We start from the raw sequence: 15,954 nt of genomic DNA, 5'->3' as shown, positions 1-15,954 counted from the left end.
AGCCCAACTCTGCGCCTTTGACACATTTTTTACATTGCGAAGAATCGCACATCGCCAGATTTATTCCATAGCAATGGCAATATGTTTTTAAAAACCTCTGGAGAGGCGCTGGTCCAGAAGTGCGTTTCTTGAGCGGGGCCTTGCGCCAGCAAGTTGCGCTGGCCAAGTAAACGTTGAAGCTGACGCGCTACAGCGCCACCAGTGTCGATCAGACTAATGGACTTCGGGATCATTTCGCGCAGCAGCGGTTTGAGGAAGGGATAGTGCGTGCAACCCAAAATAATGGTGTCGCAGCCCGCAGCCAGCAAAGGTTCGACGTAACTGCGCAGCAAAGTGTGAATAACAGGGCTGACCAAGTCTCCGGTTTCGATCAACTCGACCAGGCCCGGGCACGGCTGAGTAATCACCTGCACATCAATGGCGAATCGATCAAGTAACGCTGCGAATTTTGCGCTTTGTAGCGTGCCCGTGGTTGCCAATACCCCGATCACGCCGCTTCGAGTCGCCGCTGCAGCCGGTTTGACGGCGGGCTCCATGCCGACGATGGGCCAGTCTGGATAACGCTGGCGCAAATCGGCGACCCCAGCCACCGTGGCGGTATTGCACGCCAGCACCAGCGCTTTAGCACCTTGTACATGGAAAAAATCAGCGATGACCGCACAGCGTTGACGAATGAACTCGGTGGTTTTCTCGCCATAGGGAATGTGACCGCAGTCAGCCACGTACAGTAATGATTCGTTGGGCAACAGGCTGCGAATCTCACCTAAAACCGATAATCCACCCACCCCGGAATCGAATACTCCGATGGCCGCTTCATTTTTTTTAGTCATGCGCGCAGGCACAGACACTGCACGCAGGATCTCGTTTGACCCTGATTTCCCGAAAGCGGCTGGTCAAGGCATCAACCAACAATAGCCGCCCCACCATAGGCTCTCCAAAGCCGGCAAGCAGCTTCAATGCTTCCAACGCCTGTAAACTGCCGACCACCCCAACCAAGGGGCCAATCACGCCCGCTTCGCTGCACGTCAATTCGTCTTCGTTGCCGTGACCGTAAAGGCAGTGATAGCAAGGGCTCTCGGCACGCCGGGGATCGAATACCGATAACTGGCCTTCAAGGCGAATCGCTGCACCACTGACCAACGGTTTGCGGGCGGCGACACAGGCCGCATTTACCGCTTCGCGAGTGCCAAAGTTGTCGGAGCAATCGAGGACCAGATCCACTGACGCAACGACTGCCGCCAGGCTGTCGGCGTCGAGAGCACTGCTATGGGCAATTAATTTCAATTCCGGGTTGAGGGCCGTAAGACGTTCGATGGCCGAATCGACTTTACTCTGCCCCACGCTGCGGCTGTCATGAATGATCTGCCGTTGCAGATTGGTCAGGTCCACGGTGTCGAAGTCGGCCAAATGCAGTTCACCGACCCCGGCCGCCGCCAAGTACAAAGCCACCGGAGAACCAAGACCACCAAGGCCAACGATCAGTGCACGGCTGTTTTTGAGACGTAACTGACCCTCGATATCAACGTGCTGCAACAAAATCTGTCGGCTGTAACGCAACAGTTCCGAGTCAGTCAGCATGGACGGCGGCCCAGGGTAATTCGTTCATGGCTGCCCAAGTCCATGCGGCTATGAATACGTTCGAACCCTTCGCCAGCCAGCAGGTCACGCACGGCAGCAGCCTGATCGTAACCGTGCTCAAGCAGCAACCACCCACCCGCCTCGAGATGTTCAGGCGCCTGCGCAATAATCAGACGTATGTCATCCAGGCCATCAACCCCCGCCACCAGCGCGCTGCTCGGCTCAAAACGCACATCACCCACTGACAGGTGGGGATCGGCAGCCGCTATATAAGGGGGATTGCTAATGATCAGATCGAAACGCTGCCCCTGGAGGGCGCTGAACCAGTGGCTTTTCAGGACGATGGCGTTATCCAGGTGCAGCCGATGACGATTGCGCTCCGCCAAGGCCACGGCTTCCGGCACGCGGTCTACAGCGGTCACAACCCAGGCTGGACGCTCATTTGCCAGCGCCAAGGCAATTGCTCCGGTGCCGGTACCGAGGTCGAGCACCGTCACCGGCGCCAATGTCGGCGTTGCTGCATGCAATTCCAGCGCTGCCTCAACCAACAGCTCAGTGTCAGGCCGAGGAATCAGCGTGTGCGGTGCGACTTCCAGGTCAAGCTTCCAGAAACCTTGCTGGCCCAGAATATAAGCCACCGGTTCACCTGTTCGCCGCCGCGCCAAGTAGGACGCGAACATCAGCGCCGCTTCGGTGCTGACTATTCGTTCTGGCCATGTGTGCAAAAAGCTTCGAGGCTTTCCCAGAGCTGCTGCCAACAGTAACTCCACATCCAGACGCGCAGTCGGCGAATCAGGAAGCTCGGCGCCTCTTAACAAGCTGGCGATAATCGTCATTTATTCACCCAATGCTGCAAGTTGATCGGCCTGATACTCAGCTAGAAGTGGCTCTATCACTGCATCGACTCCGCCCGCCAAAACTTCATCAAGAGAATACAGCGTCAAGTTGACACGGTGATCCGTCACCCGCCCCTGAGGGAAGTTGTACGTGCGAATTCGTTCGGATCGGTCGCCCGAGCCCACCAACAGTTTACGCTCGCTGGCGATGGCATTGGCTGCCGCGCTGGTTTGCTGATCATTGAGTTTTGCTGATAGCCAAGACATCGCCCGCGCGCGGTTTTTGTGCTGGGAACGCTCCTCTTGGCACTCAACGACAATACCGGTCGGCAAGTGAGTTATACGCACTGCCGAGTCGGTCTTGTTGACATGCTGGCCGCCTGCGCCTGAAGACTTATAAGTATCCACCCGCAGGTCGGAGGAATTGATTTCAATTACTTGCTGCTCATCAGGTTCTGGCAAGACCGCCACGGTGCAAGCAGACGTATGGATTCGGCCCTGGGATTCGGTCTCTGGAACGCGTTGTACTCGATGCGCGCCGGACTCGAATTTCAATTTGCCATAGACGTTTTCGCCTTCGACACGAGCAATGACTTCTTTAAAGCCGCCATGCTCGCCAATATTCTCAGAGAGAATTTCCACGCGCCAGCCACGGCGCTCGGCATAACGCGAATACATACGGAACAAATCGCCGGAGAATATCGCTGCTTCATCACCACCGGTGCCAGCACGAATTTCCAGAAAGACATTGCGGCCGTCATTTGGGTCTTTTGGCAGCAACATGCGTTGCAATTGACCTTCGAGGTCAATTAACCGGGCTTTGGCTTCACGAACTTCCTCGCTGGCCATTTCACGCATATCCGGGTCGCTGTCTTTGAGCAATGCCTGCGCGGCTTCCATATCGCTCACGACTTTGAGCAACTGAATGTAAGTCACGACAATCGGTTCTACTTCAGCGTATTCGCGGGAATAGGCGCGAAATTTATTTTGCTCGGAAATGACTTCGGCATCGCCCAGCAGTGCGGTCAATTCCTCGTAGCGGTCATTGAGGATGTCCAGCTTATTGAGCAGTGAAGCTTTCATTGCGGGGGTTTATCCGTCGAGCCCTCATCAAGGGCAAAAAGTTCCTGGGCCATGGCCAGCGCATCAAGGCGGCCCTCGGCTGTCAGCTTTTTCAGTTGCACACTAGGTGCATGCATCAGTTTGTTCGTTAGGCCGCGAGCCAGCTGCATCAGCACGTCTTCAGCACTGCCGCCGTTGGCCAGCATCCGTTGTGCTTTGAGCAGTTCGTCATCTCGCAGGCGCTCGCTTTGCTGGCGGTAGGCTTTAAGCACATCCACCGCCGCCAATTCGCGCAGGCGCAGCATAAAATCGTTGGCGCCAATCATCACCAGTTCTTCAGCTGCTTGCGCGGCGCCTTGGCGACTCTTGAGGTTTTCAGCAACCACTTCGTGCAGGTCATCGACGCTATAAAGGTAAACGTCGTCCAATTCACCGACTTCAGGCTCAATGTCCCGAGGAACAGCGATATCCACCATGAAAATCGGTTTGTGCTTACGCAGCTTCAAGGCGCTTTCCACCGCACCCTTGCCCAAAATCGGCAACTGACTGGCAGTAGAGCTGATAACGATGTCGCTGTTGACCAGCTCTGCGGGAATGTCTGAAAGCAACACCGCGTGCGCGCCAAATTCGGCAGCCAGGATACTGGCGCGTTCCAGCGTGCGATTGGCCACTACAATACGCTTCACGCCCAGTTCGTGCAGGTGTCGGGCGACCAATGTAATGGTTTCACCTGCGCCAATCAGCAACGCCTGACTGCGTTGCAAGTCGCTGAAAATCTGTTTCGCCAAACTTACCGCGGCAAACGCAACCGATACCGGGTTTTCACCGATGGCCGTTTCAGTACGCACCTGTTTGGCTGCGTTGAACGTGGCCTGAAACAGTCGACCGAGCAGTGGGCCGATGGTCCCTGCTTCCCGTGCAACGGCGTACGCGGATTTCATTTGGCCAAGAATCTGTGGCTCGCCCAATATCAGTGAGTCAAGCCCCGAGGCCACCCGCATCATGTGACGAACTGCCGCATCATCTTCGTGCACATAAGCGCTGGCCCGCAGCTCTTCCAGGCTCAAATGATGATAATCGGCCAACCAACGCAGAACCGAGTCGGCAGCGATGTTGTCGTGTTCGATGTAAAGCTCACTGCGATTGCAGGTCGAGAGGATTGCAGCTTCGCGGCTATCGGTGAGACGGCAAAGCTGCTGCAACGCCTCTACCAACAGCTCAGGCGTAAATGCCACGCGCTCGCGGACATCGACTGAGGCAGTCTTATGGTTAATACCGAGTGCAAGGAAGGCCATTCAAGGTCGCTGATGGTGACGTGAAGCCGGCAATTGTCCTACTTCGCCTGATTCAGAACAACTACCGCAGACTATTGTCCTAATAGGGATGCTCACTTGATACCGATAATCTGGGGTGTTTTCATCCAGGAATCGGGCAAGCCGAGTAGTTTTCGCACCGGCTGTGGGTTTGCTCCAAGGCTTGTGTCATGATGATCTGACCGCAGGTAAGTCGTCCTTTCCCTATATATGAATAGATCCTCCGCGTTATTTCTCGCCTTTGTCTTTTTAAACGGCTGCCAAGCCTTGGCTCCCGTTTCTCCGGACGCAACCGCTCCGGCCTTAGACACAACACCCGCGCCTGTCGCCAAGCCGCAGGTCTATAGCTCATTTTCTCAAGACACGGTTGTCAGCCTGTTGGCAGCGGAGCTGGCTGGCCAGCGCAATCGCTTCGACATCGCCCTGGATAATTACGTCACTCAGGCGGTCAACACCCAGGACCCCGGGGTTTCCGAGCGAGCTTTCCGGATTGCCGAGTACCTGGGCGCCGATCAGGCTGCACTGGAAACATCGTTAATCTGGGCGAAAAACGACCCCACCAATCTTGAAGCTCAACGCGCTGCAGCAATTCAACTGGCCCGCGCCGGACGCTACGACGAATCCATGGCGGATATGGAGAAGGTACTTCAAGGGCAAGGCGATACGCATTTCGACTTCTTGGCACTGTCTGCTGCAGAAACCGATGTAGATACGCGCAATGGTCTGTTGAAAAGCTTTGACCGTCTGCTTAAGAAATATCCGAAGAACGGCCAACTGATATTTGGTAAAGCCTTACTCCTTCAGCAAAACGGTGATACCGAAGCGGCCTTGAAGTTGCTGGAAGACAATCCGCCGACTGACGGTGAGGTTGCACCTATTCTGTTGCGAGCACGCATTCTTCAAGGAATGGACCGTGGCAAAGAAGCCCTGCCCATCCTGCAAAAAAACATCAAAAAATACCCTGATGATAAACGTCTGCGCTTGACATACGCACGGATGCTGGTCGAGCAGAATCGCATAGATGAGGCCAAGATCGAGTTCTCAAGTCTGGTGCAGCAATTCCCGGACGACGACGAACTGCGTTATTCACTGGCGCTTGTCTGCCTTGAGGCCAAAGCTTGGGACGAAGCCGTCGGTTACCTCGAAGACTTGATCGGTCGCGGCAGTCACGTTGATTCGGCGCACCTGAACCTCGGTCGTGTTGACGAAGAACGCAACGCTGCTGACAAAGCCCTGATTGAATATGCCCAAGTTGGCCCCGGCAACGATTACTTGGCCGCACAGTTACGTCAGGCAGATATTTTGATGAGTCACGGCCGTACCGCTGAAGCGTCCAAACTTCTGGCTTCGGCACGTGATGCTCAGCCCGATTACGCGGTCCAGTTGTATTTGATCGAAGCGCAGACACTGGAAAACAGCAAGCAATTTGATCAGTCATCGCGCGTGTTGGAACTGGCGCTGAAGCAATTTCCTGATGACCTGAACTTGCTCTATACCCGCGCCATGCTGGCGGAAAAACGCAACGATCTGGTGCAGATGGAAAAAGACCTTCGCGCCATCCTGAAGCGCGAACCAGACAATGCCATGGCGCTGAACGCATTGGGTTACACGCTTTCAAACCGTACAACGCGCTACGCCGAAGCTAGAGAGCTGATCGAACGCGCCCATCACCTTAACCCGGAAGACCCGGCAGTCCTCGACAGCCTCGGCTGGGTGAACTACCGCTTGGGCAACCTTGATGAAGCTGAACGCCTACTGCGACAAGCCCTGAAACGCTTCCCCGACCATGAAGTAGCCGCTCACTTGGGCGAAGTCTTATGGGCCAAAGGCAACCAGCGCGAAGCTCGCAAAGTCTGGGGCAAGGCCCTTGAACAACAACCTGACAGCCCAATTCTGCGCAGCACTCTGCGGCGCCTGACCGGATCTGAGACTCTTTAATTTTATGTTTTTGCGCCACGTTATAGTTTTTAGCTTGATCACCCTGCTCGCCGGCTGCGCCGGTTTTACTAACCGCGAAGCCGTGCAGGGCCAAGGCAGCCCCGCGCAATGGCGCGAACATAAAGCACAACTGAGCAGCCTGGACGGCTGGCAAATTAGCGGCAAGGTGGGTATTCGTGCGCCCAAGGATTCGGGGAGCGGCACCTTGTTCTGGTTACAGCGACAAGACTATTACGACATCCGACTATCTGGTCCCTTGGGACGCGGCGCAGCACGATTGACAGGTCGTCCAGGCACCGTGGCGCTAGAAGTCGCCAACCAGGGACGCTTCGAGGCCTCCAACCCCGAAGACCTCCTACAAGCGCAGTTAGGCTGGAAGTTACCGGTCTCGCATTTGGTGTGGTGGGTGCGTGGCCTTCCTGCCCCGGACAGCAAAAGCAAACTGACGCTCGACGGTGACAGTCGCCTTGCCAGCCTTGAACAAGATAATTGGCAAGTCCAATACCTCAGCTATTCGGAACAGAACGGCTACTGGTTGCCCGAGCGCATCAAGCTGCATGGGCAAGACCTTGATGTCACCCTGGTGATCAAGGACTGGCAGCCGCGCAAATTGGGGCAGTGAGCATGATGACTGAACGCTTGACGCTGCCCGCGCCGGCCAAGCTCAACCTTATGCTACATATTCTCGGCCGTCGCGCTGATGGCTACCACGAACTGCAAACACTATTTCAGTTTCTCGATTACGGCGACGAACTCAGTTTTGCAATACGCGATGACGGCCGCATCCAGCTACAAACTGACATTCCAAATGTCTCCCACGACTCCAATCTGATCGTCAGAGCCGCTCGCGCACTGCAAAAACAGGCTGGCAGTAGCCTTGGCGCAGACATTTGGCTGGAAAAACGCCTGCCCATTGGAGGGGGAATCGGCGGTGGAAGCTCCGATGCAGCTACTACTTTGCTGGGCCTTAATCACCTGTGGAAACTCGGCTGGGAAGAAGATCGTTTGGCCGCTCTAGGCCTTACACTGGGCGCAGACGTCCCGGTTTTCGTACGTGGCCACGCAGCTTTTGCCGAAGGTGTCGGAGAAATATTGACCCCTGTAGACCCCGAAGAACCGTGGTATCTGGTGCTTGTGCCGCAAGTATCTGTAAGTACAGCAGAAATTTTTTCAGATCCGCTGTTGACACGTGACACTCCTCCAATTAAAGTGCGCCCCGTTCTTGAGGGAAACAGTCGAAATGACTGTCAACCAGTTGTAGAGAGGCGTTATCCAGCCGTTCGTAACGCTTTGAATTTGCTGGGCAAATATGCCGACGCAAAATTAACTGGTACTGGAAGTTGTGTGTTTGGGGCCTTCCCAAACAAAGCTGAAGCTGATAAAGTCTCGGCCCTTCTAACAGAGACCCTTACAGGGTTTGTAGCGAAGGGGAGCAACGTTTCGATGTTGCACCGCAAGCTGCAAGAGCTGTTCTAAGAACTGAGTGCTGGGCACTCAGATGCAACAATTACAGGGGCGTCGCCAAGCGGTAAGGCAGCAGGTTTTGATCCTGCCATGCGTTGGTTCGAATCCAGCCGCCCCTGCCATTTTCTATACTCATCCAGGTATACCCTCAGCCGGCAGGTAGTGCGCGTGTCCAAGATGATGGTTTTTACGGGGAACGCCAACCCCGATCTAGCTCGACGTGTAGTACGTCAGCTACATATCCCACTAGGTGATATCTCCGTCGGTAAGTTCTCCGATGGTGAAATCAGCGCTGAGATTAACGAAAACGTTCGCGGTAAAGACGTGTTCATTATTCAGCCGACTTGTGCCCCAACGAACGATAACCTGATGGAACTGGTAGTGATGGCAGACGCCTTCCGCCGCTCCTCGGCTTCTCGTATCACTGCGGTAATCCCATACTTTGGTTATGCCCGTCAGGATCGCCGTCCGCGCTCCGCACGTGTAGCAATCAGCGCAAAAGTTGTGGCTGACATGCTGACGGTAGTCGGGATTGATCGTGTTCTAACGGTTGATCTGCATGCTGACCAAATTCAGGGATTTTTCGATATTCCGGTAGATAACATCTACGGCTCCCCAGTATTGGTGGATGACATTGAAGATCAACGCTTCGAAAACCTGATGATCGTATCTCCGGATATTGGCGGCGTCGTGCGTGCACGTGCTGTTGCTAAATCTCTGGGCGTCGATCTCGGGATCATCGACAAGCGCCGTGAAAAAGCTAATCACTCGGAAGTGATGCATATCATCGGCGATGTTGAAGGGCGTACCTGTATTTTGGTCGATGACATGGTCGATACCGCCGGCACTTTGTGCCACGCGGCAAAGGCCCTTAAAGAGCATGGCGCTTCCAAGGTTTTCGCTTACTGCACACACCCTGTGCTGTCGGGTCGGGCGATCGAGAATATTGAAAATTCCATGCTGGACGAATTGGTGGTAACTAACACCATCCCATTGTCCGCTGCTGCTCAAGCCTGTTCACGTATCCGTCAATTGGATATCGCACCGGTAGTCGCCGAGGCGGTTCGCCGCATCAGCAACGAAGAATCGATCAGCGCGATGTTCCGCTAAGGGCTCTGCCCTACGCTACATCTCGTTGTCGAAAAGCGCCCCGCCCCAACCTATTGTTGGAGCGGGGCTTTTTTGCCCATATCGCCTTAGCGCCGGTCGCAAACGCTGGGCGAATGTGGTTATTTTGGAGAAACACCATGAATGAATTTACTTTAAATGCTGAACTGCGTTCTGACCTGGGGAAAGGTGCGAGCCGCCGCCTGCGTCGTCTCGCGAGCCTGGTTCCAGCTGTAGTTTACGGTGGCGAAAAAGCCCCTGAATCCATCAGCATGACCGCCAAAGAAGTTGCCAAGCTGCTAGAAAACGAAGCTGCTTTCAGCCACGTTATCGAATTGAATATTGCCGGCGCCAAGCAGAACGTCGTTATCAAGGCACTGCAACGTCACCCAGCTAAAGGTCACGTGCTTCACGCTGACTTTGTGCGTGTAATTGCCGGTCAGAAACTGACCGCCCACGTACCAGTGCACTTCATCAATGAAGAAGCTCCTATCAAGAAAGGCGGCGAAATCTCGCACGTTATTTCTGAAGTTGAAGTGACTTGCCTGCCAAAAGATCTGCCTGAGTTCATCGAAGTCGACCTGGGTAACGCCGAAGTCGGTTCGATCGTACACCTGTCAGACCTGAAAGCACCTAAAGGTGTTGAGTTTGTCGCACTCGTGCACGGTAACAACTTGGCCGTAGCCAATGTTCACGCGCCACGTGTAGCGCCGACTGAAGACGCAACCGCAGCCGAGTAATTCATTACTTGGCAACGTCGGAGTTGCTCAGAAAACACCGGGAGCGATAGTCAGGCAAAGTGGGCGAGATCGCGGAGTTTACATCATGGTAAATGAGCTAATTTCGCCTATTGCTGCCACTGTCTATATCGGTGTTATCCACAACTCCAAGGAAGAGCCCCTGTCGTGACTGCCATACAACTGATCGTTGGCCTGGGAAATCCAGGCGCCGAATACGAACAGACCCGGCATAACGCAGGGGCTTTTTTTGTTGAGCGCATTGCTGCGGCACACCACATCAATCTAGTTGCCGAGCGCAAATTTTTTGGCCTGACCGGGCGCTTTAGTCACTTGGGTCAGGATGTTCGTCTGCTGATTCCCACCACGTTCATGAACCGCAGCGGACAATCAGTCGCGGCGCTTGCTGGCTTTTATCGTATCCCGGTAGACGCCATACTGGTGGCTCACGATGAACTTGATCTGCCACCCGGCGTTGCCAAGCTCAAGCAAGGCGGCGGCCATGGCGGTCATAACGGGTTACGCGACATCATCGCGCAACTCGGCAATCAAAATACATTCCACCGCCTGCGGCTTGGCATTGGCCACCCGGGTGATGCCAGTAAGGTCTCTGGATTTGTCTTGAGTCGAGCGCCTCGCGCCGAGCAGGAAAAACTGGACACCAGTATCGATTTTGCCCTCGGCGTGCTGCCGGATATCTTCGCCGGTGAATGGAACCGTGCGATGAAGAACCTGCACAGCCAGAAGGCTTGACTAACTCCGAGGGGAAATATCATGGGATTTAACTGCGGCATCGTCGGCCTACCTAACGTCGGCAAGTCCACTCTTTTCAACGCCCTGACTAAATCCGGCATTGCGGCAGAGAACTTTCCCTTCTGCACCATTGAGCCGAACACCGGCATTGTGGCGATGCCTGACGTACGCCTTGATGCCTTGGCAGCCATTGTCAAACCAAAGCGCATCTTGCCGACTACCATGGAGTTCGTCGATATCGCTGGCCTAGTCGCGGGCGCATCGAAAGGTGAAGGGCTGGGCAACAAGTTCCTCGCCAACATCCGTGAAACCGATGCAATCGCTCACGTAGTCCGCTGCTTCGAAGACGAGAACGTTATTCACGTTTCCAACAGCGTTGACCCCAAACGTGATATCGAGATCATTGACCTGGAATTGATCTTCGCCGACCTCGACAGCTGTGAAAAACAACTGCAGAAAGTCACGCGCAATGCCAAAGGCGGTGACAAGGACGCAGTCATTCAAAAAGGCTTGCTGGAACAACTCATCACTCACTTCACCGAAGGCAAGCCAGCGCGCAGCCTGATGAAGAACATGAGCACCGATGAGAAGGCAGCCATTCGCGGCTTCCACCTGTTGACCACCAAGCCAGTCATGTACATCGCCAACGTTGCCGAAGACGGCTTCGAAAACAACCCGCTGCTGGACGTGGTTCGCGCCATTGCCAAAGAAGAAGGCGCGATTGTGGTGCCGGTTTGTAACAAGATCGAAGCAGAAATTGCCGAACTTGATGATGGCGAAGAAAAAGACATGTTTCTCGAAGCCCTAGGCCTTGAAGAACCCGGTTTGAACAGGGTAATTCGTGCCGGTTACGAGATGCTGCACCTGCAAACCTACTTCACCGCTGGCGTTGAAGAAGTCCGTGCGTGGACCGTCCGCGTCGGCGCCACCGGTCCTCAAGCTGCAGGCGTAATTCACACCGACTTCGAAAAAGGCTTCATCCGCGCCGAAGTCATCGCCTATGACGACTTCATTCAGTACAAGGGCGAAGCCGGTGCTAAAGAAGCCGGTAAATGGCGCCTGGAAGGCAAGGAATACATTGTCAAAGACGGCGACGTAATGCACTTCCGCTTTAACGTCTGACGAATTCCGTGGAGTTTCACAGCGTTTGGTAAACCTCAAAACCCTCGTAACCGCTAGCCGATACGGGGGTTTTGTTTGTTACCAACGAAGCCATCGCGGCCCGAGCAACGCACCGATGGCTGCTGGAACCAGCATGCCCAGTAAGTACCAGGCGCCCCAAAATGGAACTTCCATTTCTGGGCAATGCAAGCTGTATGCAAGCGTAGCCATCGCACCGGCCATCAATCCGCCACAGGCACCTGCTAGTACCAGTCGCGTGGGCGCAAGTCCACGTAGGGCCCAGAAAACGGCAATGAATCCTGGAATCGACAGCAAGGTAATGTTCAACGCACACACCCGCCACGTCTTGCCGAGGATAATCGCAACGCGCGCATCGGGTGCTGCGCTCATGAGGACATAAAGGGTGCCGGCCCATACCGCCGCAATTGCCGCAACGATCAGGAGTTTTCCGGAGCCAAGGGTTGTGCCGGGTCTTGCCAGCCGCGAAACCGAACGGAGCGCACCCATCATCAGGCATAGAGGAAAACCGATCTTCGCCCAAAAAATTGGCGTTGCCGCAATTTTAGCCAGGTCTGGACGAATGCCCAGTACAGCCGCCACCAACAAGGTGGCAGCCATTAGTCCCACCAACACGGCGACACCAAAGCGTTTGGGCAGGGCATTGCGGTCAACCGGGGTAACGCCCGACGCGAGCATGGTAATAAACTCGTCAGTTTTCATCGTGCACCTATAATTCTCGCCGCCAACGCCTTAAGCCCGCGATGTATGCCTATCTTCACAGCCGACTCCGATAATCCCGTCATGTGCGCAGTTTCCGTTACCGTCAATCCTTCAAGCTTCACATGCACGATGGGTAGACGCTGACGTTCAGGCAGCTGCGCCAACAACTTGCGTAGGTCGCGACTGGCCTGCGCAGGTTCTAGCTCGGGCTCGGCAAACAGCTCGGACACCTCGTCGAGACAGTCGTTAAACACCTCACGGCGTGACCTGCCTCGAAAAAAATCAGTAAGCTTGTAGCGCGCAATAGCAAAGACCCAAGCGGTCAGAGGTTGATCCACTCGGTACGTATGGCGCCCGTTATGAACGGCGAGTAAGACCTCTTGCAACAAGTCCTCGGATTCTTCGGGTTGCCGTTGAAGTTTCGCTCGCAAAAAGCCGCGCACATGACCGCTTAATTCAGACAGAAACTCCCGATAAGCCCATTCGTCTCCGTTTAAACCGTCGAGGAACAAGCGTTGAAGATGGAGTTCTCTGCTGCGTAACGTGTCGTTATGTGTAATTCGTTCCATCGTCCGCCCTGGTTACACGAAGGATAAAAATATTTCGTACCTGCATAACGGCAATGCCAATAACGGGCAGGCGATCATGCTTGTGTTCAACGGCGGAAGGCAACCAGCGGGTTTATTTCGCATATCCAAAAAAAATTTTGCGATTGCTGTAACCGGATACGAAAAATCAGCGAACTACCTTTCGGATCGCAAGCACAGCGCACTTCTGCACTGACGAGACGACCTCTTATTTTCATCCGGAGAAATAACCATGAACACTCTGAAACTTGCCGCCCTCGCCGTTGCTTTCTCTTCCTTCGCAGCCGGTGCCATGGCTGCAGAAACCCCAGCAGCGGCAGGCGCCATGGAAAAATGCTACGGCGTTTCAATGGCCGGTCACAACGATTGCAAAGCCGGCGCAGGCACCACCTGTGCAGGCACCGCCAAAATGGACTACCAGGCTAACTCCTGGAAAAACGTTCCAGCGGGTACGTGCACCAGCATCAAGACCCCAAAAGGCATGGGCACTCTGACACCTATGTAACTTCTGCACCACGGGGCACACGCCAATCATGAAGAATCAGTTCCAGATGGGGGCCGGACTCGGCCTCAAACCGGTCCACTATCAGGACGCCCTCGACTGCACAGCCGAGGGCCTCTGGTTCGAAGTTCATCCGGAAAACTACATGGTCGGCGGTGGCCCCCGCTTGGCGTGGCTTGAGGCCATTGGCACTCGACATCCACTGTCATTGCACGGCGTATCACTCTCGCTGGCGGCCGATCGTCCGCCGGATGCAGAGCATTTAAAGCGCCTGAAAAATCTTGCGGATCGCATTCAACCCGGCTTGATCTCCGAGCACTTGGCTTGGTCTGCCTGGCGCGGCCAATACCATCCTGACCTGCTGCCATTTCCCCGCACCGGCGAGGCATTGCGGCGCATCGCCAGTAATGTGAATTGCACACAAGATGCCCTTGGGCGTCGTATCGCGATTGAAAACCCGACCCACTATTTGCACATTGATGGCCATGACTATAGCGAACTGGACTTTCTGACCGAGCTCAGCGAGAGGACAGGCTGTGGCTTGCTGCTGGATGTGAATAATGTGCACATCAGCGCGCACAACTTAGGCTTCGATGCGGCAACCTATCTGGATGCCTTTCCGGCCCTGGCGATCATGGAGATACATCTAGCTGGCCACGCGGAGGATCCGGGAAATTCGACATTACTCATTGATACTCACGACGCACCTATCGCTGAAGACGTCTGGTCTTTGTATGAGCGCTTGATTGGACGAATCGGTATGCGTCCGACATTGATCGAACGTGACGACCACATCCCCGCTTTCGAGGCCCTGCTCGCTGAACGTGACAGAGCGCAATCACGGCTGAATTTTGGGCAGAGTTCGCAACATGGGTTGGCGATATGAAGCCATCCCTTGAGCAGTTTCAAGATTCGTTCATAGAAGCACTCTACGATGCCGAATCCTCCGAGATGAAGTCGCTGACCCAGCAGCCCGGCTTTGCGGTTTATCGCAATACGGTGCTCAAAGGTGCAACCGACGCGTTGCTCGCCAACTTCCCAACCATAGAGCGACTCGTGGGCACCGACTGGCTCCGAAGCGCGGCCACACTCCATGCCCGAATGTCGCCGCCCACGGACGCCCGGTTGCTGCACTACGGGGCCGAATTTCCGCGTTTTCTCGACGGCTTTGAGCACGCACAAGAAATGCCCTATCTGGGCGACGTCGCCCTTTTGGACCTGCTCTGGACACAGGTGCATTGCGCCGAAGATGAACCTGTCTTTGAGATAAGCACCTTAGCGCGGCTTTCACCGACGGACTTGGCCAAGAGCCAGCTTACACCTCGGGCTGCTTGCCGCTGGGCTTGGTTGCCTGACTCTCCGGCCTACACGATCTGGCGTGTCAATCGCGAACAGCTAGAAATGCCCGACGACCTCGATTGGCAGGGCGAAGGCGCGCTTCTAACGCGAAAGGCGGAAAAAGTGCACTGGCAGGCTGCCAGTGCTGCTGACTGTGCCTTTCTCGCCGCTTGTGCGGCCGGTCTGCCTCTGGACCAAGCCGCAGACCGAGCTATCGCAGTCGAGCCTGCCGTGGACTTGGAAAACCTCATTATCCGTTTGGTGACCGCTGAGGCATTCGTGGCGGCGAGCCAAGGTTAATTATTCTAAAAACGTAATGCCCACCTAACTGATGGAGCACTTGATGGACGTTATTCAAACTCACTCATCCGGCAACGATAGATCTCTGCGTAAACACTGGAACCGCGTTGCATGCCGACTGGAAACACTGATTGGCGATTCTCTGCTAGCGCTGGTGGCTCGTCTCTCAATCGCCGCAATTTTCTTTATGTCCGGGCGAACCAAGGTCAGTGGCTTTCTGACGATCACACCGAGTACCTACGAACTGTTCCGCACGGAATACGCCTTGCCTTTGATCTCTCCAGAACTGGCGGCTCACCTTTCTGCCTACAGCGAGCACTTGTTTCCGGTGCTTCTGGTGCTGGGATTGTTTTCCCGACTGTCAGCATTGGCGCTATTGGGCATGACGCTTGTCATTGAGGTGTTTGTGTACCCTGACGCCTGGCCGACGCATCTTTCCTGGGCGGGTCTGCTGCTTCTCATAGTCGCGCGTGGAGCAGGGTCATTATCACTGGATAGACGACTGGGCATCCGATAGTCCGTCGTTACGGAGAAACCCGACAGGAGGACTCTCGTGTAGAATGCTGCCCGGGTGTCGCCGCAAAATCGCGGTAGGCA

General features: G+C 55.0%; 18 protein-coding genes and 1 tRNA gene. 12 read left to right on the top strand and 7 right to left on the bottom strand.

Annotation, left to right across the window (positions count from 1 at the left end):
- Positions 1-29: 29 nt before the first annotated feature.
- The 5 genes from murI to hemA are packed head-to-tail and all read right to left on the bottom strand — an operon-like array spanning position 30 to position 4,771.
- Positions 30-830, bottom strand: coding sequence for a glutamate racemase (murI, locus tag QN378_RS12840; RefSeq protein WP_322201097.1), 801 nt, complete (start codon positions 828-830; stop codon positions 30-32).
- Complete coding sequence (locus QN378_RS12835) at positions 823-1,578, bottom strand: molybdopterin-synthase adenylyltransferase MoeB (protein WP_323549500.1); 756 nt, start codon at positions 1,576-1,578, stop codon at positions 823-825. Before QN378_RS12835 ends, murI begins: the two co-directional genes overlap by 8 nt.
- Positions 1,572-2,414, bottom strand: a complete 843-nt coding sequence (prmC, locus tag QN378_RS12830) for a peptide chain release factor N(5)-glutamine methyltransferase (RefSeq protein ID WP_322201093.1) — start codon at positions 2,412-2,414, stop codon at positions 1,572-1,574. The genes QN378_RS12835 and prmC overlap by 7 nt, the downstream gene beginning before the upstream one ends.
- Entirely contained in the window at positions 2,415-3,497 is a 1,083-nt protein-coding gene (prfA, locus tag QN378_RS12825; protein WP_323550858.1) for a peptide chain release factor 1, read from the bottom strand.
- Complete coding sequence (gene hemA, locus QN378_RS12820) at positions 3,494-4,771, bottom strand: glutamyl-tRNA reductase (protein ID WP_322201089.1); 1,278 nt, start codon at positions 4,769-4,771, stop codon at positions 3,494-3,496. Before hemA ends, prfA begins: the two co-directional genes overlap by 4 nt.
- Before the next feature lie 228 nt (positions 4,772-4,999).
- Here hemA and QN378_RS12815 point away from each other — a divergent pair, with 228 nt between their 5' ends.
- The 8 genes from QN378_RS12815 (at position 5,000) to ychF (ending at position 11,910) form a co-directional block, all read left to right on the top strand.
- Positions 5,000-6,727 (top strand): tetratricopeptide repeat protein, encoded by a 1,728-nt coding sequence (locus tag QN378_RS12815; RefSeq protein ID WP_323550859.1) that lies wholly within the window; start codon positions 5,000-5,002, stop codon positions 6,725-6,727.
- 4 nt (positions 6,728-6,731) lie between these two features.
- Positions 6,732-7,349, top strand: a complete 618-nt coding sequence (gene lolB, locus QN378_RS12810; protein ID WP_322201086.1) for a lipoprotein insertase outer membrane protein LolB — start codon at positions 6,732-6,734, stop codon at positions 7,347-7,349.
- 5 nt (positions 7,350-7,354) lie between these two features.
- Positions 7,355-8,203, top strand: coding sequence for a 4-(cytidine 5'-diphospho)-2-C-methyl-D-erythritol kinase (gene ispE / locus QN378_RS12805; protein ID WP_322206814.1), 849 nt, complete (start codon positions 7,355-7,357; stop codon positions 8,201-8,203).
- 35 nt (positions 8,204-8,238) lie between these two features.
- A tRNA-Gln gene (locus tag QN378_RS12800) sits at positions 8,239-8,313 on the top strand.
- Positions 8,314-8,359: 46 nt separating this feature from the next.
- Entirely contained in the window at positions 8,360-9,301 is a 942-nt protein-coding gene (locus QN378_RS12795) for a ribose-phosphate pyrophosphokinase (protein ID WP_297840316.1), read from the top strand.
- A gap of 137 nt (positions 9,302-9,438) precedes the next feature.
- A complete protein-coding gene (locus QN378_RS12790; protein WP_323550860.1) occupies positions 9,439-10,038 on the top strand; it encodes a 50S ribosomal protein L25/general stress protein Ctc in 600 nt (199 codons plus the stop codon).
- 165 nt (positions 10,039-10,203) lie between these two features.
- Entirely contained in the window at positions 10,204-10,788 is a 585-nt protein-coding gene (gene pth / locus QN378_RS12785) for an aminoacyl-tRNA hydrolase (protein ID WP_322201082.1), read from the top strand.
- 21 nt (positions 10,789-10,809) lie between these two features.
- Positions 10,810-11,910, top strand: a complete 1,101-nt coding sequence (gene ychF / locus QN378_RS12780) for a redox-regulated ATPase YchF (RefSeq protein ID WP_322201080.1) — start codon at positions 10,810-10,812, stop codon at positions 11,908-11,910.
- 78 nt (positions 11,911-11,988) lie between these two features.
- Here ychF and QN378_RS12775 read toward each other — a convergent pair whose 3' ends face one another.
- The gene (locus QN378_RS12775; RefSeq protein WP_323550861.1) at positions 11,989-12,630 is read right to left on the bottom strand and encodes a DUF1109 domain-containing protein; all 642 of its coding nucleotides are present in this window, start codon (positions 12,628-12,630) and stop codon (positions 11,989-11,991) included.
- Positions 12,627-13,199, bottom strand: a complete 573-nt coding sequence (locus QN378_RS12770) for a sigma-70 family RNA polymerase sigma factor (protein ID WP_323550862.1) — start codon at positions 13,197-13,199, stop codon at positions 12,627-12,629. The genes QN378_RS12775 and QN378_RS12770 overlap by 4 nt, the downstream gene beginning before the upstream one ends.
- A 250-nt stretch (positions 13,200-13,449) precedes the next feature.
- On the opposite strand from QN378_RS12770, the gene QN378_RS12765 reads away from it, so the two are divergent.
- The 4 genes from QN378_RS12765 to QN378_RS12750 are packed head-to-tail and all read left to right on the top strand — an operon-like array spanning position 13,450 to position 15,874.
- Positions 13,450-13,722, top strand: a complete 273-nt coding sequence (locus QN378_RS12765; RefSeq protein ID WP_322184196.1) for a DUF2282 domain-containing protein — start codon at positions 13,450-13,452, stop codon at positions 13,720-13,722.
- Between the two features lie 46 nt (positions 13,723-13,768).
- On the top strand, positions 13,769-14,605 hold the full coding sequence (locus tag QN378_RS12760) for a DUF692 domain-containing protein (protein ID WP_323550877.1): 837 nt from the start codon (positions 13,769-13,771) through the stop codon (positions 14,603-14,605).
- Entirely contained in the window at positions 14,602-15,357 is a 756-nt protein-coding gene (locus QN378_RS12755) for a DNA-binding domain-containing protein (protein ID WP_322201070.1), read from the top strand. Before QN378_RS12760 ends, QN378_RS12755 begins: the two co-directional genes overlap by 4 nt.
- Before the next feature lie 43 nt (positions 15,358-15,400).
- Positions 15,401-15,874, top strand: a complete 474-nt coding sequence (locus tag QN378_RS12750; protein ID WP_322201068.1) for a DoxX family protein — start codon at positions 15,401-15,403, stop codon at positions 15,872-15,874.
- Positions 15,875-15,954: the final 80 nt, after the last annotated feature.

The sequence above is a fragment of the Pseudomonas sp. 10S5 genome (assembly GCF_035019745.1).
GTDB lineage: Bacteria > Pseudomonadota > Gammaproteobacteria > Pseudomonadales > Pseudomonadaceae > Aquipseudomonas.
Note: the sequence above shows the minus strand (reverse complement) of the source record. Positions and strands in the feature narration are given on the sequence as shown.